This window comes from Billgrantia sp. NRB1 (genome assembly GCF_056921725.1).
Genome location: NZ_CM167783.1, coordinates 1,077,136 through 1,093,135 on the forward strand (window position 1 = coordinate 1,077,136; position 16,000 = coordinate 1,093,135).

General features: G+C 69.1%; 13 protein-coding genes. 5 read left to right on the top strand and 8 right to left on the bottom strand.

The genetic code is table 11. The features are described from left to right. The first annotated feature begins 373 nt into the window (after positions 1–373). Positions 374–2,077, top strand: coding sequence for a DEAD/DEAH box helicase (locus ACZIYR_RS04870; protein WP_473032665.1), 1,704 nt, complete (start codon positions 374–376; stop codon positions 2,075–2,077). Between the two features lie 746 nt (positions 2,078–2,823). After that, positions 2,824–4,155, top strand: coding sequence for a group II intron reverse transcriptase/maturase (ltrA, locus tag ACZIYR_RS04875; RefSeq protein ID WP_483527168.1), 1,332 nt, complete (start codon positions 2,824–2,826; stop codon positions 4,153–4,155). 285 nt (positions 4,156–4,440) lie between these two features. On the opposite strand, the gene ACZIYR_RS04880 is transcribed toward ltrA, so the two are convergent. Further along, positions 4,441–5,169, bottom strand: a complete 729-nt coding sequence (locus ACZIYR_RS04880) for a glutamine amidotransferase (protein WP_483528410.1) — start codon at positions 5,167–5,169, stop codon at positions 4,441–4,443. Between the two features lie 20 nt (positions 5,170–5,189). After that, positions 5,190–6,347, bottom strand: coding sequence for an acetylornithine deacetylase (gene argE, locus ACZIYR_RS04885; RefSeq protein ID WP_483528411.1), 1,158 nt, complete (start codon positions 6,345–6,347; stop codon positions 5,190–5,192). 133 nt (positions 6,348–6,480) lie between these two features. Between argE and ACZIYR_RS04890 the strand changes: the two genes are divergently transcribed. Further along, positions 6,481–6,843, top strand: coding sequence for a DUF1428 domain-containing protein (locus ACZIYR_RS04890; protein WP_473032668.1), 363 nt, complete (start codon positions 6,481–6,483; stop codon positions 6,841–6,843). Between the two features lie 29 nt (positions 6,844–6,872). Here ACZIYR_RS04890 and ACZIYR_RS04895 read toward each other — a convergent pair whose 3' ends face one another. The 4 genes from ACZIYR_RS04895 to ACZIYR_RS04910 form a co-directional block, all read right to left on the bottom strand. Continuing rightward, on the bottom strand, positions 6,873–7,193 hold the full coding sequence (locus ACZIYR_RS04895) for a hypothetical protein (protein WP_473032669.1): 321 nt from the start codon (positions 7,191–7,193) through the stop codon (positions 6,873–6,875). A 34-nt stretch (positions 7,194–7,227) separates the two neighbouring features. Further along, positions 7,228–7,635 (bottom strand): gamma-glutamylcyclotransferase family protein, encoded by a 408-nt coding sequence (locus ACZIYR_RS04900; RefSeq protein ID WP_483528412.1) that lies wholly within the window; start codon positions 7,633–7,635, stop codon positions 7,228–7,230. Positions 7,636–7,817: 182 nt separating this feature from the next. Further along, positions 7,818–11,114: an AAA family ATPase gene (locus ACZIYR_RS04905; RefSeq protein WP_483528413.1), complete on the bottom strand. Its 3,297-nt coding sequence runs from the start codon at positions 11,112–11,114 to the stop codon at positions 7,818–7,820. Next, positions 11,111–12,406, bottom strand: coding sequence for an exonuclease SbcCD subunit D (locus ACZIYR_RS04910; RefSeq protein WP_483528414.1), 1,296 nt, complete (start codon positions 12,404–12,406; stop codon positions 11,111–11,113). The genes ACZIYR_RS04905 and ACZIYR_RS04910 overlap by 4 nt, the downstream gene beginning before the upstream one ends. Before the next feature lie 363 nt (positions 12,407–12,769). Here ACZIYR_RS04910 and nfi point away from each other — a divergent pair, with 363 nt between their 5' ends. Together nfi and ACZIYR_RS04920 are read left to right on the top strand one after the other, a co-directional pair. Further along, entirely contained in the window at positions 12,770–13,459 is a 690-nt protein-coding gene (nfi, locus tag ACZIYR_RS04915; protein ID WP_483528415.1) for a deoxyribonuclease V, read from the top strand. A gap of 233 nt (positions 13,460–13,692) precedes the next feature. Beyond that, a complete protein-coding gene (locus ACZIYR_RS04920) occupies positions 13,693–14,124 on the top strand; it encodes an OsmC family protein (protein ID WP_473032676.1) in 432 nt (143 codons plus the stop codon). Positions 14,125–14,204: 80 nt separating this feature from the next. Here ACZIYR_RS04920 and ACZIYR_RS04925 read toward each other — a convergent pair whose 3' ends face one another. Both ACZIYR_RS04925 and ACZIYR_RS04930 read right to left on the bottom strand, forming a co-directional pair. Then, positions 14,205–14,879 (bottom strand): gamma-glutamyl-gamma-aminobutyrate hydrolase family protein, encoded by a 675-nt coding sequence (locus ACZIYR_RS04925; RefSeq protein ID WP_483528416.1) that lies wholly within the window; start codon positions 14,877–14,879, stop codon positions 14,205–14,207. Next, positions 14,876–15,895 carry an amidoligase family protein gene (locus ACZIYR_RS04930; RefSeq protein ID WP_483528417.1) on the bottom strand — a complete coding sequence of 340 codons (1,020 nt, stop codon included), beginning with the start codon at positions 15,893–15,895 and terminating at the stop codon, positions 14,876–14,878. The genes ACZIYR_RS04925 and ACZIYR_RS04930 overlap by 4 nt, the downstream gene beginning before the upstream one ends. Positions 15,896–16,000: the final 105 nt, after the last annotated feature.

A 16,000-nucleotide genomic window follows, 5' to 3' on the forward strand; every position in this document is an offset into this window, starting at 1 on the left:
TAGGGGCGATGGTAGCATGCGCGCTCCTCGCATGTGCTGACCCTCCCATCATGACGATTCGCTGGCGCCGAGCGCCTGTGTCGAATCACCGAGACCGGCGGTCATCTACCGCCAGCGTCCGAGATGTGAAGATGGAGCGCCACCAGATGCCGCCAGACGGGTGGCATCGGCGCAGAAAGGTCGCCACAGCGGTTCGCTGACCCCCAGGGCGCGAACCGGATGCCAGGTGCGACCGGCGTCCCCGATACCGTGATTCGCTCTGCCCTCGGCCCATTGGCCAGCAATAGGCGCAGCGCGCCCGACCGTTGTTGATTGCGTCGGGGATGCCTCAATGTGATTTGCCGGCCACTGCCGGCCTACCAAGGTGTGATTGATGACCTCGACTCCTGTCGCCTCGCCGAGCTTCGGCGATCTTGCTCTGCTGCCTGCCGTTCTCTCTGCCGTCGAGACCCTGGGCTACGAGACCCCCTCGCCGATCCAGATCGAGACCATTCCGGCCCTGCTGGAAGGCCGTGACATGCTGGGCCAGGCCCAGACCGGCACCGGCAAGACCGCTGCCTTTGCGCTGCCGATCCTGTCGCGTCTCGAACTGACCCGCCGCGAGCCCCAGGTGCTGGTGCTGGCGCCGACCCGTGAGCTGGCCCAGCAGGTGGCCGTCTCCTTCAGCAAGTACGGCCAGAACCTCCAGGGCCTGGAAGTCGCCACTCTGTGCGGCGGCCAGGAGTATCGCGAGCAGCTGAGCGCGCTCAGGCGCGGCGCCCAGGTGGTGGTGGGCACCCCGGGCCGGGTCATCGATCACCTGGATCGCGGCAGCCTCAAGCTCGACGGCCTCACCTCGCTGGTGCTGGACGAAGCCGACGAGATGCTGCGCATGGGCTTCATCGACGACGTCAAGCGCGTGGTCGCCGATACCCCCAAGGAAGCCCAGCGGGTGTTCTTCTCCGCCACCCTGCCGACCGAGATCGAGCGCATCGTCAACCGCTACCTGGTGGATCCGGTGAAGGTGGCCATCGAGTCGCGCACCACCACCGGCGAGAACATCGAGCAGCGCCTGGTGCGCGTCGATGGCGGCGCCAAGCTGGAAGCGCTGTCGCGCATCCTGGAAGTGGAGCCGGTGGATGCCGCCATCGTCTTCGTGCGCACCCGGGCCGCCTGCACCACCCTGATGGAACAGCTCTCCGCCCGCGGCGTGAACGTGGCGAGCCTCTCCGGTGACCTGGACCAGAGCCTGCGCGAGCGCACCATCACACGCCTCAAACGCGGCAAGGTCGACGTCCTGATCGCCACCGACGTGGCTGCTCGTGGTCTCGACGTGCCGCGCATCACCCATGTCTTCAACTACGACCTGCCCCAGGACAGCGAGGCCTATACCCACCGTATCGGCCGTACCGGTCGGGCCGGGCGCACCGGCATCTCGATCACCTTCGTCGGCTTCCGTGAAGGGCGCAAGGTGGGCTGGATCGAACAGGCCACCGGTCAGAAAATGAGCGAAATGCCGGTGCCCGACGAGGCGGCCATTCGCGCCCATCGCGACGAGGTCTTCCACCAGCGCGTCATCGCCGCCCTGACCGCCGGCGCCGAAGAGCAGCGTGCCCTGGTCGAGCGCCTGGTCGAAGAGGGCTACGACCCCATCGAGCTGGCCTGTGCCTTTGCTCGCCTGGCGCGTGCCGACGAAGCGCCCATCGGCCGCCTGCAGGCGCCGCGCAAGGAGCGCAATGATCGCGCCTCTCGCGACGGCAAGCCGCCGCGTCGCGACCGCGGTCCCAGCGAGGGCATGACCCGCTATCGCGTGGCCGTGGGCCACAAGGACGGCGTCAAGCCCGGCCAGCTGGTCGGCGCACTGGCCAACGAGGGCGGGATCGAAGGCGCGCGCATCGGCCGCATCGATATCCGCAACGCCTTCTCGGTGGTCGAGCTGCCGAGCTCCCTGCCGGCGAGCATCCTGGCCAAGATGGCCCGCGCCCGGGTCGCCGGCCGTCCGCTGGAGATCAGCGAGGATCGCGGCGCTCCCGAGCGTGCCCCGCGCCGCCGCCGCGAAGATGGCGATGCGCCGATTCGCCGCCGCACCAGCGCCTGAGTGACGCCGGGCTCAGCGCCCGGCTCGCCACGCCAAAGCCCCGACGCCGTCTGACGGCGTCGGGGCTTTTGGCTGAGGCAGACCTTTCCGGCTCCGCCGGGTGAAGGAAAAACTGGTTCTCCGCAGACTGGCGTGAACAGGCGCTGTGGGAGGGAGCTTCAGCTCGCGAAGTAGCGCGCAGCGCTACCCATTGGGGCGCCTTCGGCGCCTTCGCCCGGCAGAGCCGGCCTCCCAGTGCGCCCGAGAAGGCGTGCACACAGTGCGGTGAGAGTCCGCATCGGGGTAAGCCATGGCCCCGTAGCCAAAGGTAACTGCGTCGTCGCGAGGCGGGGTGGGGAGCAACCGGAGGCGAACTGGCGGTCCGTAGGATGACGAACTCGATTCGGCCGGGTCAGGTGGCGAGCTCGCTGGGAGATAGCGAAGCCTGAAACTCACCCGTCGCGCTGGCATGGCGGACAAAGCGACGACGGGACCTGCCAGGTGGTTGGAGGCGGAACGTCAGGAAGGGTGTACGAGATAATCGGGGAGACCTGGCGGCCGAGGTGACGGCGGCCAGGAGTCAGAGCCTTCATAGTACCGGCGTGCGGATCACGCCCTGGCCACGGCTCATCCCGGCGAAAGCCGGGATCGAGAGATGCTGGAGCGCGGACTCTGCCTACCGCCAAGGCGCCGCACAGGAGGCGCAGAGAACAGAACCTGCGTCGAGGGAAGGGAGGCAGGAAGATGGATGCGAGAGACGACCAGAGATGAGCGAACGCGACAGCACAGCATCGACAGTGCCCCACGATGGGGCTAAACAAGATGCGTCAACACCCGCCACGATGGCAGGGATTGACCGCTCGATCTGGACGGACCGCATGTTGGCGGCGCTGGATAACGGCGTCAAAGGACGTAAGTGGTTCAGTCTGATCGACAAGGTATACCGCTCGTCGACCCTGGTCAGTGCCTGGCTGCAGGTCTACCGCAACCAGGGAGCGGCGGGTGTCGATCGGCAAAGCGTGTCCCGCTTTGCGTCGCAGGCCGAACGCTATCTTGAGGAGCTCCAGGCCGACCTGGCAGCGGGGCGTTACCGCCCGCAAGCGGTGCGACGCGTCGAGATCCCCAAGGGCAACGGCAAGATGCGCCCGCTGGGCATTCCGACCGTCAAGGACCGTATTGTCCAGGCAGCGGTCAAGCGCGTGATCGAACCGATCTTCGAGCATGAGTTCCTGCCGATGAGCTACGGCTTCCGGCCGGGCAGAGGCTGCAAGGATGCCTTACGAGACGTTGATGAGGCGCTCAAGGCGGGCATGACCTGGGTGGTGGATGCGGATCTGCAAGGCTATTTCGATAGCATCCCGCACGACCGCCTGATGGCCCGCGTCGAGGGACGGATCAGCGACGGTCGACTGCTGGCCTTGCTACGAAGCTGGTTGAGCCAGGATATTGTCAGCGACATGAGCCGATGGACCCCCACGTCAGGGACGCCACAAGGAGCGATCATCAGCCCCTTGTTGGCGAACGTCTACCTGCATCCGCTGGACCAGGAAGTGACACAGCACGGCTACCGTATGGTGCGGTATGCCGATGACTTCGTCATTCTCTGCCACAGTGAGCAGGAGGCCCGACAAGCCCTGGCCCACGTACAGGAATGGGTGGCGGCGAATGGCCTGACCCTGCACCCTGACAAGACCCACGTCGGCGATTGCCGGCAGAAGGGACAGGGTTTCGACTTCCTAGGCTACCGCTTCGAGGCGGGCAGGCGCTGGGTGCGTAAGAAGAGCCTCAAGGCGTTCAAGGACAAGGTGAGAAGCAAGACGCGGCGGACGGAAGGCAAGAGCTTGCGGCACGTCATTGCCTCGCTGAACCCCATGCTGAGAGGCTGGTTCGGCTACTTCCAGCATGCCTATCGGACGACGTTCCGGCCTCTGGATGGCTTCATTCGTCGACGTCTTCGGGCCATGCTGCGCAAGCAGGAGAAGCGCCCGGGGCGTGGTAACACCCGGTCGGACACATGGCGCTGGTCGAATACGTTCTTCGCGACCGCAGGGCTCTTCACCCTAGCCGGAGCCTGGCGGTACGCGAGCCAATCCCGATGAGGAAAACCATCGACTGGAGAGCCGTGTGCGGGAGAACCGCACGCACGGTTCGGAGGGCGGGGAGGGCACAGCCCTTCCCGACCCCTATCCATAAAACCTGCTAAATATGTTCACGCTAAAGTGTGAAGAACCAAAAAACTGTGGGAGGCTGGCTTTGCCGGCGGTTCGACGCTTCGACGAAGGCGCCGCAGGCGCCCGGATATGTCCAGGAAATTGGTGACGTACCCCTATTTCACTGGGTGGGCCCATCGTGGACGATGAAGCACTCTGGTGTCGTCCCGCGGGTCAGTTGTGATAGCGAAGCTGGGCGGCCACCGCCCTGGCGAAGCCACCCAGCAGTGAGCCGGCCTCGGGCGTGGCGGCGACCCCGGCGAGCAGCGCCTCGGGGTCCTGGCCCTGGTCGCGCAGCGACTCGACCTGACGGGTCAGGTAGGCGCGCATCACCGCCGGGGTGAATTCCGGGTGGAACTGCACGCTCCACTGGCGGGGGCCGTAGCGCAGCGCCTGGTAGGCATCGTGGCCGTTGCTCGCCAGCACCACCGCTTCGGGAGGCGCCTGGAGCACCGACTGGGCGTGGGTCAACTGGGCCGGGAAACGCTCGGGCAGCTGACCGAGTAGAGCGTCCTCGCGGCCGGCCTCGGTGAGCGTTACGGCATGGGTGCCGGACTCGCGTCCCGCCGGGTGATAGCCGCTCGCCCCGCCGTAGGCCGCGGCCATCAGCTGGTGGCCGTAGCAGACCCCGAGCATCGGCAGGTTGCGCTCCCGGGCCTCGACCAGCCAGGGCTTGAGGGCCTCGCTCCAGGGCTCGGCGTCGCTGACCATGCTGTGAGAGCCGGTGATATAGAGGCCGTCGATCTCATCGAGGGCGGGGAGGGGCTCGCTGCGGGCATCGAACACCCTGGCCTCGAACCCGGCGCTGGCCAGCGCCCGCTGGAACAGCGCCTCGAAGTCGCCGTGGGCCTCCACGACTTCGGGGAAGGCGTCGCCGGTCTTGACGATCAACAGTCGGGGCATGGGTCTCTCCTTGACAGCGTTCAGTCGCGGCTCAGCCGCTCGCCCAGGGCCGCCATGAAGCGTTCGCCGGCCTTGAGCTGTTCGATCTCGATGTACTCGTCGGGCTGATGGGCCTGGGCGATGCTGCCCGGCCCGCAGATGACCGTGGGCAGCCCCTGGCGCTGAAACTGCCCGGCCTCGGTGGCATAGGCCACCGCGCCCGAGGGGCGCTCGCCGAGCAGGTCGCGGCACAGGGCGAGTACCTCGGCGTTGTTGTCGTCGGCCAGTGCCGGCACCGTTTCGTTAAGCGCCTCGGTGACGATGGCGGCCTCCGGCGCGCGCTGGCGCATCTCGGCCTCCAGCTCACGGGCATATGCCTCGACGCGTCCGACCAGCGCCTCGAAGCGGTCGCTGGGCAGGTGACGGATCTCCCACTCGAAGGTGCACTCCCGAGCCATGATGTTGATCGCCGTGCCGCCGGCGATCTTGCCCACGTGCAGGCTCGAGTGCGCCACGTTGAAGGCCTCGTCGACCCGCCCCTCGGCACGGAGCTCGGCCATCACCGCTTCGATATAGGTGACCAACTTCGCCGCCACGTGGATAGCCGATACCCCCTGGTTGACCTGGCTGGAGTGGCTGGCGCGCCCGGTCACGGTGGTGCGCAGGTTGGTGGCGCCCTTGTGGGCCACCACCGGGTGCATCAGGGTCGGTTCGCCGACGATGACCGCCGCGGGCAGTGGATGCTCGGCCATCAGCGTCTCGATCATGCGCGGCGCACCGATGCAGCCCACCTCCTCGTCGTAGGAGAGCGCCAGCCAGATCGGGGTCTTCAGGTCGAGCTCGACCCAGCGCGGCAGCTCGGCCAGGGCGCAGGCGATGAAGCCCTTCATGTCGCAGGTGCCGCGCCCATAGAGTCGTCCGTCGCCCTTGTCGACCAGCCGGAAGGGGGTGGTGGACCAGGGCTGGCCGTCCACCGGTACCACGTCGGTGTGGCCGGAAAGCACTACCCCGCCGGCCAGGTCCGGACCGATACGCGCCAGCAGGTTGGCCTTCTTGCCGTCGTCGCTCTCAATGCGCCAATGCGGTACCTGGTGCCGGTCGAGGTAGGCCTCGACGAAGGCGATCAGGTCGAGGTTGGAGTCGCGCGAGACGGTGGGAAAGCCCACCAGAGACTCGAGCATGTCGGTAGCGGTGGTCATATCGCGCTCCTCTTGATGATGCCCACGACGAATTGAGAGAAGCCTATCACGATGCGCCGGGCAGAACGCATTCCCGGAGCCCTCGGTCCAAACTGTGACAAGGTCCACGCGTTGATCTTAGGGAGAGACCTCCATGAGCTATGTCGATGGCTTCGTGATTCCGGTGCCGCTCGAGCGGCTGGATGACTACCTGCGTTTCACCCGCCATGCCGGCGAGGTATGGAAGGAGTACGGTGCCCTGGAGTACGTCGAGTGCGTGGCCGATGACCTCAGGTCGACAGAAGAGGGTACCTCTTTTGAGCAGAGCGTCACGCTCGAGCCGGGCGAGACAGTGATCTTCGCCTGGGTCCGCTATGCGTCTCGACAGGAGCGCGACCGCATCCTGGCACAGGTGATGGATGACCCACGGCTGGCCGATATGCTGGACCGTGCAAGGCTGCCCTTCGATCCCAAACGGCTGCTCTGGGGCGGTTTCCGAGAGCGCATCCATCTATAGGCGCTGGAGAGGCGCGCGTTGCCCTCTCTTCACTGCCCCGCGCCGATCCGCAGCCGCAGGGCCTGCAGGCCGTCCAGCTCCAGGCGGATCTCGTCGGAAAAGACCGGATGGCCGATGACGCGAATGTCCAGGCTGGCTTCGGCGCCGCGGTAGCTGACGGTGGCCGAGACCTGACTGTTCGTGCTGGCCGGGGCGAGGAGGCCGTAGTCGACGCTCTGCACCTCGAGGGCGGCCAGGCCGCGGGCCTCGAGCTGCTCCGCGATGGTCTGCTGCAGGGTGATGCCGTAGTAGACATAGAGACCGCCGTAGGCCAGGGCGGCGATCACGATCAGGGATAAGAGTCGGCCCATGTATCCTCCTGGCCTCAGCTGAACGGAGCCTTCTTCAAGGCGTTATACCACACTGGCGTGGCAGCCAGCCGCCGTGGCGGATCGCCGGGCAGCCGGCCACGGGGCGATTGTAGAGGTAGAGCCAGGCGGGGCCGAAGGCGGTTGGGTAAATGGCGCGATCGTAGAGCCCCGCTGCGGGCGTGCGGACCCGATAGTCCTCTAGTCGGTCCAGGTCGGCCAGCTGGCGGGCGTCGACCCGAAAGACTTCCACGTCGATGCCGCGAGAGGGCTCGGGTTTGGCGCCCGGATACGGGCCCAGGTCGTAGAGTGTCGCCCCGGTCAGTCGGTCGCTGCCCAGAAACTCGGCGCCTTCCAGCCAGTGGTGGTTGCGTAGCCCGCGTTTCAGGGTGCCGTAGACGGCGACCAGCGGCGTGCGGGCGACGGCGAGCACGGGGGTATGCATGAACGCTGGGCTCCGTAATGCTTGGGGGGTGGCCGCATTTTACCTTTCCGGCGCGGCTCGGGGCCATGGGACGCGCGCATGGGTAGCGGCGCTCAGGAAGTTGCCAAGGAATTGGTTCTTCACCGATCCGCCTGAATCTGTTGTGCAGGCAAGCCATTTCACGCCAGCTGTGATGAATCCGTTTAAAGGCTTGCCAGGGTCGCCCGGCTGGTGCCGTTGCCCTGCGGCTCCACCTGGATCTGCACCGGAATGCGCTCGTGCATCTCCTGCACGTGGGAGATCACGCCCACCCGGCGGCCCAGCGCCTGCAGGCCGTCCAGGGCCTCCATGGCCAGGGCTAGCGACTGGGGGTCGAGGCTGCCGAAGCCTTCGTCGATGAACAGCGACTCGATGACCAGTTCGCTCGAGGCCATGGAGGCGAGCCCCAGCGCCAGGGCCAGCGAGACCAGGAAGGTCTCGCCGCCGGAGAGCGAGTGCACCGAGCGCCGCTCATCGCCCATGTCGGTATCCACCACCAGCAGCCCCAGCGGGCTGCCGCCGCGCACCAGGCGGTAGCGGCGGCTGAGCCCGGCCAGGTGGGCGTTGGCGTGCTCGAGAAGCTGCTCCAGGTTGTAGGCCTGGGCGATGCGCCGGAATAGCTTGCCGTCGGCGGAGCCGATCAGCTCACTGATCTGGCCCCAACGGCGGTAGTCGGCCTGGGCCGCCTCCAGCTCGGCCTGCCCCTCCCGCTGCCGCTCGCGGCGCCGGTCGTCGTCGTTGAGCGCATAGAGGGCGGTGTCCCGCGCCCGCTGGGCCTCCTCCAGCTGCGGTGCCAGGCGCTGCTGCTCCTCGTCCAGGGCCGCGCGGCGCCCGGTCAGCTCGCGATCCATCGCCTCGGCCAGCCGCGCCTCTTCCGAAGCATCCGGTGCCTGCTCGCGGCGGTGTGCCAGCAGCGCCCGGCGACGTTCGGCCAGGGTGGCGGCGGCGTGCTGCCATTCTTGCTCGGCCGTCTCGATACGGCGCTCCTCCTCCTGGGCCTCGTCGTCGGACTGGGCCAGCAGCCTCGCCAGGGTGGCATCATCCAGCTCGGGGTGGGCGCGGCGCCAGGCGTCGAGCTCCTCGCCTAGCATTTGCCGTTCCTGACGCAGGGCGTCGAGCTGCCTGGCGTCATGCGCCTGCTGCTGGGCGAGGCGCTGTGCTTCCCGCTGGGTCTCGTGCAGGCGCGTCAGGGCGCTATCCCGGGCCTGGTGGGCGCGTTGCTGACGGGCCTCGAGAGCGTGCTGCCAGGCATCCGGCGAGGCGTGCTCGCCGAGCCGGGCGGCGAGGTCGCCGGCCAGCGCCTCGCGCTGCGCGCGCAGCGGCGGGAGCTGCGCCTCCCGCTCGGCGAACGCCTTCTCGGCCGCCGTCTTCTCGGTGTCCAGGCGGGTGAGCGCCAACTCACCCTGGCGAAGCGCCTCCTCCAGCGGGGCCAGCTCGGCCTCGGCCTGGGTCAGGGCGTCCAGGGTCCGCCGCTGGTCCTGGCGCTGCGCGTCGCTGGCCTCGCGCTGGGCGTGCAGCCAGCCGTCCCGCTCGGTGTCGCTCACCGCGGCCAGTTCGGCATACAGCGGGTGCGCTTCCAGCGCCGTCCGGGCGTCGTCACGCTGCGCCTCGGCCGCTTCCAGGTCCCGCCGGTGCTGCTCCAGGGCGGCCTCCACGGCACGGTATTCGCCCAGCAGGGTGTCGCGCTGGGCCTGGGCCGCATCGCGGGCCTCGCGGGCGGCGTCGAGCTGGCGCGCCTCTTCGGCCTCCTGGGCGGCGAGCTGGGCGGCCTCGGGGGTCGCCGGCGGCCGCTGGCGCCAGGGGTGGTCGCGCCCGCCGCATACCGGGCAGGGCTCGCCCTCCTGCAGGGCCTCGCGCAGTCGCACCACGCTCTCGCTGCGCACGGCGCGGCTTCGCTCCACCTGCTCGGTGACGATGTCGAGGCGCGTCTGGGCATCGTCCAGCCGCCGGCGGGCGGTCTGGCCGTCGCCCAGCAGCCGCTCGCGGCGCTTTCGATCCTCGGCCGCCTGGTCGGCCAGCCGCTGCCGTGCTGTCGCAGCACGGGCGTGCTCGTGCCGGCGGCTGGCCAGCTCGCTCAGCGCCAGGTGGCGCTGGGCCGCCCGGTCGTGGTCCCGCTGGGCGGCCTGGCGGGCGTCATTCAGGCGTGGGTGAGTGCCCACTAGCTGTTCGAGACTGGCCCGCCAGGCGTCGTGCTTCTTTTGGCGGGCGCGCTGGGCATCGAGGGCCTCGCGATGGCGGTCGGCGAGTTTGGCGGCCTGGGCCTGCTGCTGGCGGTGGTGTTCGGTCGCCTCGGCGAGGCGATGCGTCAGGGTGGCCAGCCGCTGGGCCAGCTCACGGGCCTCGCGCAGCGCCGGATCGGCCCGCTGGCGGGCGTCGCCGGCCTCGGTCAGGGTCTGCTCGGCGGTCTGTTTGTCGCGTTGCGCCGCCCGCTGTGCCGACTCGGCCTCTGCCAGCGCCTGCTGGGTCTCGGCGTGGGTCCTCTCCAGCGCGGCGATTTCCGCCGGCAGTTCGGCCCGGCGGGCGAGGGCGTGGCGCCGGGGCGCGATGAGCCGGCGCCACGCCTGGTCGGTGCGGCGGCCAGCGAGGGCTTGCCACCCTTGTTCGGCCGCCTGCTGCCGGGCCAGGCCCTCGCGGTAGGTCTCGGCCAGGCGCCGGTCCTCCTCGTGCCAGCGCTGCTGGGTCTTGAGCGCTTCTTCCTGGCGCAGCAGGTGAGTGAGCGCTTGCCCGGTCGCCTCCGCGGCGCCTTCCAGCGTGGTCCGGGTCTCGGGGTCGGCGGGCAGGTCATCGGCGAGGCGCGCCTGCAGGGCGTCCACGGCCCGTTTCGCCTGGGAGGCGCGGCGGTAGGCGGCCATGGAGATTTGCGAGTATTCCTGGGTGCCGGTGAGACGCTCCAGCAGGTCGCTGCGGGCGTTGTCGTCGGCCTGGAGGAAGGCGGCAAACTCGCTCTGGGCCAGCAGCACGGCGCGGGTGAACTGGTCGAAGGTCAGCCCCAGGCGCTCGGGCAGCAGGCGTTCGAACTCGCGCTTCTGGGCGGTGAGCAGGCGGTCGGCGTCCAGGTCGGTGAGCGACTGCTCGGCGGCCTGCAGACGGCCGGTGGCCTTCTCCCGGGCGCGTCGCACCGCCCAGCGGGCGCGGTAGCGGCGGCCGTCGCGGCCCAGGAAGTCCACCTCGGCATAGCCGCTGGCGGTGCCGCGGCGCAGCAGGGTGCGCGCATCGCTGGTGGTCAGGGTGGAGTCTGCGGTGTCGTCGATCTGACTCTCGCGGCTGGGGGCCTGGCGCAGTCGCGGGGTGCTACCGTAGAGCGCCAGGCAGAGGGCGTCGAGCAGGGTGCTCTTGCCGGCGCCGGTGGGGCCGGTGATGGCGAACAGGCCGGCGTCGCGCAGCGGAGCCTCGGTGAAGTCGAGGGTCAGCGGCCCGGGCAGGGAGGCGAGGTTGGCCAGGCGCAGGGCGAGAATCTTCATGGGCGGCCCTCCCCGGGGCGGTCATCGGCGTCGTCGCCCTCCAGGACATCCTGGCGCAGCCGTTCGAAGTCGGCGAGCACCTCGGGGCCGGGCGGCTCGCCCCAGCGCGCCTGCCAGGTGCGCTCGAAGAGCCGGCGGGGCCCCAGGGTCTCCAGGTCGACCCGCGGCTGGACCGTGTCGCCTTCGCCCCGGGGCAGCCGGCGCTCCAGGCGCAGCAGGCGCAGGGCGCGGCCCTCGAGCGCCGACTCGATCCGGGCGCGAAGATCGGGGATCGGCGCCTCGAGCGTCACGCGAACCTCCAGCCAGGGCCAGTGCTCGCGGGGCAGCGCCGGGTCGTCCTCCAGCGCGGCCAGCTCGGCCAGCACCTCCTCCAGCGGGGCGGGGCCCAGGCGGTGCATGGCCACCGGCCGGGGAACGGGAATCGCCGTGGCATCGACCAGCGCTTCGCCCTCCAGGGTCACTTCCACCACCTGGTGGGGGTAGTCCACTTCGCTGAAGTCCAGGGGCAGGGGGCTGCCGCTGTAGCGGATGCGCGCCTCGCCCACCCGCTGGGCGCGATGCAGGTGGCCCAGCGCTACGTAGGCGAGTTCGGCGGGGAAGAGGGCGGCGGAGATCGACTCCTCGCCGCCGATCACGATGGGGCGTTCGCTGGCCTCGGAGACGGCGGCGCCGTGCAGGTGGGCGTGACTCATGGCCACCAGCGCCTGGCCGGGCTCGCGCTTGTCGCGGGCCGCCTCGATCAGCTGGCGATGCACCCGGCCGATGCCGGCCACGTAGTCGTTGCGGGGGCTGTCGCGCGAGGCGGTGTCGTCGGCGGGGTCACGGGCCAGGCCGGCGCCGGTGACCTCGGCGGGCCGCAGGAAGGGCAGCGCCAGACACCAGGCGCGGGTCTCGCCCGCCTCGTCGGTGAGCGGCACCAGCAGGCGCTCGGCGTCCAGGGTGCCGTCGTCGCGCCAGCCGACCCGGCCCAGGGCGTGGGTGCGCAGGCGGCGCATCAGCGGGGCGGGCAGCTCCACGCGGTTGCCGCTGTCGTGGTTGCCGGCGATCAGCACGATATCGAGGCAGGGCAGCCGGGCATGGGCCTCGACGATGAAGTCGTAGAGTAGCGCCTGGGCGGCGAGCGAGGGGTTCACTACGTCGAAGAGGTCGCCGGCCACCAGCAGGGCGTCGGCCCGGCGTTCAGCCAGGGTGTCGAGCAGCCAGGTGAGGAAGGCGCGGTGTTCGGCGTGGCGCTCCTGGCCGTGGAAGCCCTGGCCCAGGTGCCAGTCGGCGGTGTGGATCAGCGTTAGCATCGTCGGCGTGGTTCCCTTCCCTGGCTGGCATCCAAAGGCGATAGTCTACGTGACTCGGCAGCGGCTGTTCAGGCCCCCGGAGCCATCCTTAGGGTGATCGCATGATGCAACGTTTTCTCATCGAGCGGCTTCTGATTGGCCAGGGGTGACCGGTGGGAGGGCGGCTTTGCCGCGCGAAGGCGCCGTCAGGCGTCCATTCTCTGGCAGCGCTGGGCGCTGCTTCGCCCGCTGAAGCGGCCTCCCACAGGAGGAATCACCCCTAGACGAGAGGTATGCTTGTCGTGCGATTGCCCTGGAGCCATCCCATCGGTGCTGAGCTGGCGACAAGCCGAGTGCAACGTTGAAGAATCCTCAGGAGTTCCCATGTCTCGCGCACCCCTTCACGACTGGCACCTGACGCCGACCCAGGCCATCGCCCTGCAGCGCCGCCTGGCCGGCCGCGTCGAGCGTGAGGATCGCCTGGATCCGGTGCGCCATGTCGCCGGGGTGGATATCGGCTTCGAGCAGGACGGTGCCGTCACCCGGGCGGCGGTGGTGGTGCTGGCCTGGCCGCCGGAGGAGGGAGGTGCCTTCCGGGTGGTGGAGGAGGCGGTGCACCGGGAGCCGACCCGCATGCCCTACGTGCCGGGGCTGCTGTCGTTTCGCGAGGTGCCGGCGGCGCTGGCCGCCTTCGAGACGCTCGCGACCCGGCCGCAGCTGGTGATGGTGGACGGCCAGGGCATCGCCCACCCGCGCCGGCTGGGGGTGGCCTCGCACTTGGGGCTGTGGCTCGACCTGCCCACCATCGGAGTGGCCAAGTCGCGGCTCTGCGGGCGGCACGCGGAGCCGGGGCCGGCCCAGGGCGACTGGGCGGCGCTGACCGATGGCGCCGACGACGAGGTAATCGGCGCGGTGCTGCGCTCGCGGGTAGGCGTGAAGCCGATCTTCGTTTCGACCGGCCATCGGGTGTCGCTTGCCACGGCGCGGGAGTGGGTGGTGGGGTGTCTCGGCCGCACCAAGCTGCCGGAGCCCACTCGCCTCGCCGATCGCCTGGCCTCGCGGCGCGGTGGCTGAATCGCCGAGGCGTCACACGATATCCAGCGGCTCCTTACGGGCCGGGGCGGGGAAGGCGGCGTCGGTGTGGGCATGCGGAGAGAATTTTTGGAAAAACTTTCCATTATTTTTCAGAGGGCGGCTGACGAAGGCAATGTCATGATCTATGGTGTGGAAGGGAGGTGGCGCGCTGCGCCACCTGTTGGATCGTGGCCAGTGTTCATCATGGCCGAGCTTAACGGCAAGGAGTCGACATGAGCATCAAGAAAACTGCAAGCGCCGTCTGGGAGGGCGGCATCAAGGATGGCCAGGGTCGCGTCTCCGCCCAGAGCGGCGCGCTCCAGGACGTTCCCTACAGCTTTGCCAAGCGCTTCGAGGATGCACCGGGCTCCAATCCCGAGGAGCTGATCGGTGCGGCCCACGCCGGCTGCTACTCCATGGCGCTGTCGCTGATCATGGGCGAGGCGGGGCTGACGCCGGAGCGTATCCGCACCGAGGCGAGCGTGTCGCTGACCCCTGACGGCGACGGCTTCAGCATCACTGCCATTCACCTGGTCACGCGGGTCAAGAGTCCGGGGGCCGACGCGGCCGCCTTCGAAGAGGCGGCCAACAAGGCGAAGGAAGGCTGTCCGGTGTCGCGGCTGCTCAATGCCGAGATCACCCTGGATGCGGCCCTGGAAGACTGAACCCTCGTCTCTCCTCCTGGCCCCCGCGACGGGGACTGCATTGCCATAGCGTCAGCGCGGCCGCCCTCGGGCGGCCGCCTTCAGTTCGTCAGCCGGCGACGGGCGGCCTTGATCAGGCCACGGATCAGCCGCTGCTGGGGGCGGTTGAAGATCAGCCACTCCGGGTGCCACTGCACGCCGATCAAAAACTCGTGGTCGCGGGATTCGATGCCCTGCACCAGCCCCTCGCGGTCGCGGGCGACGATCTCGATGCCCTCGCCGGTCTCCTGCACCGCCTGGTGATGCAAGCTGTTGATGCGACACCAGCTGACACCGAGCAGGTGATGCAGGTGGCTGTCGGCGACGATGTCCACCGTCTTGCGGGGTAGCACGGTGCGCCGGCGCTTGAGGCCCTCGTGGGTGGTGTAGATGTCGGGGTCCAGAGTGCCGCCCAGATAGACGTTGAGCAGCTGAGCGCCGCGGCAGATGCCGAGCACCGGCTTGCCCTGGGGGATGAAGCGTTCGATCAGCTCGAGCTCCAGCTCGTCGCGCTGAGGGTCGACGCGTACATCGAGCTGCACCTCGCCGCCGTAGAGATGTGCCTGGATGTCGTCGCCGCCACCGATGATCAGGCCGTCGAGCCGCTCCGGCAGCGGCCGCGAGGGCGAGAGGCGCAGCGGTCGCCCGCCGTGGCGCCAGACGGCGAACCAGTCGAACCACCAGGCGATGCGGCTCTTGTAGTCGGAGGTGGTGATGCCAATCAGCGGTCGTCTCATGAGGTGGCCCGCCCCTCCCGCAGCCAGTCGCGCACCCGCAGGAACAGCCGGGTCAGCGGCGATAGGGTGTGGTAGCGCACATAGCGGCGGGCGCGCTGGTGGAGCTGGTCACGGTCGGCGGCGAGGCGTTCGACTTCCACCCAGCGGTTCCACTCCAGCGTGGCCCCCCAGTCGGCTTGCGACAGCTGGGCGTTGGGCAGTCGGTAGTGGTAGGTCGGCCGCGCCTTGACCAGCCTGTCGGTGAACAGCTCGTGGGGATAGTCGGGGCGCAGATAGGCGAACAGCGGATAGAGGTCCAGCTCGCGATTGCGGGTTGGGTTATAGTCGATGTAGTCGGCGATCAGGCGGTCGAGGTCGGGAGCGTAGTCCGGGTCGAGCACCTTGAGCGCGTACTCCTTGGGGAAGGGGTTGGCATGGGGCAGCACCTCGCGGGTGATGTCCACGTCGATCTCCTCGCGCAGCCACTGGGCGAGCAGCAGATAGGCGCGCAGCTGGTCGAGCAGATGCGGGATCTCCAGGCTTGCCACCTCGGGGTTGAGGTGCAGGCCGAAGCCGTAGAGCAGGCTGGCGTCGGTGCCCTTGGCGCCATGGGCGTGCAGGGCGGCGAACAGGGCGTCGAGCTCGCCGAGCTCGTCCCAGGGCACCGGTGGACAGACGATCTCGGTGGGCACCAGGCCGGTGACCACGTCGCCGATCAGCTCGCGGGTCTTGTTGTGGAAATCCAGGCGCATCTGATGACGCTGGCGCTCCCACTCGGTGTCCTTGCGGGGCACCTCCTCGAGCACCTTGCTGTCGGGGTGGGCATACTGGGTATCGAGCTCGATGGTGAAGCTGCCCCAGCGGGTGTCGACCACCTTCTGGCGGTGGGGGCTGATCAGTTCGATGCCCCCACCGAACAGCTCACGCACCAGCTCGGCGGTGGCCTGGGGGGGGAGGCCGGCAAACTCGATTTCCACCCCCACGCGGCGGGGTTCTCCTTGGAAATTCAGTGTCTCGGGTGGTGATTGCGGTGACATGGGGGCATCCTGTGCGATTCGAGCGGCGATCGCCTGTCAGCCTACCATAGCGTTGTCCCGGCTCGGCAGGCAGCATGGTGAGAGGGCGGCAGACGCCGTGCCGCT

Bases quoted from the DNA above. Each gene is read 5' to 3' on its own strand.
- ACZIYR_RS04870 (WP_473032665.1), top strand. From the start codon at position 374: ATGACCTCGACTCCTGTCGCCTCGCCGAGCTTCGGCGATCTTGCTCTG.
- ltrA (WP_483527168.1), top strand. From the start codon at position 2,824: ATGAGCGAACGCGACAGCACAGCATCGACAGTGCCCCACGATGGGGCT.
- ACZIYR_RS04880 (WP_483528410.1), bottom strand. From the start codon at position 5,169: ATGCCCCGACTGTTGATCGTCAAGACCGGCGACGCCTTCCCCGAAGTC.
- argE (WP_483528411.1), bottom strand. From the start codon at position 6,347: ATGACCACCGCTACCGACATGCTCGAGTCTCTGGTGGGCTTTCCCACC.
- ACZIYR_RS04890 (WP_473032668.1), top strand. From the start codon at position 6,481: ATGAGCTATGTCGATGGCTTCGTGATTCCGGTGCCGCTCGAGCGGCTG.
- ACZIYR_RS04895 (WP_473032669.1), bottom strand. From the start codon at position 7,193: ATGGGCCGACTCTTATCCCTGATCGTGATCGCCGCCCTGGCCTACGGC.
- ACZIYR_RS04900 (WP_483528412.1), bottom strand. From the start codon at position 7,635: ATGCATACCCCCGTGCTCGCCGTCGCCCGCACGCCGCTGGTCGCCGTC.
- ACZIYR_RS04905 (WP_483528413.1), bottom strand. From the start codon at position 11,114: ATGAAGATTCTCGCCCTGCGCCTGGCCAACCTCGCCTCCCTGCCCGGG.
- ACZIYR_RS04910 (WP_483528414.1), bottom strand. From the start codon at position 12,406: ATGCTAACGCTGATCCACACCGCCGACTGGCACCTGGGCCAGGGCTTC.
- nfi (WP_483528415.1), top strand. From the start codon at position 12,770: ATGTCTCGCGCACCCCTTCACGACTGGCACCTGACGCCGACCCAGGCC.
- ACZIYR_RS04920 (WP_473032676.1), top strand. From the start codon at position 13,693: ATGAGCATCAAGAAAACTGCAAGCGCCGTCTGGGAGGGCGGCATCAAG.
- ACZIYR_RS04925 (WP_483528416.1), bottom strand. From the start codon at position 14,879: ATGAGACGACCGCTGATTGGCATCACCACCTCCGACTACAAGAGCCGC.
- ACZIYR_RS04930 (WP_483528417.1), bottom strand. From the start codon at position 15,895: ATGTCACCGCAATCACCACCCGAGACACTGAATTTCCAAGGAGAACCC.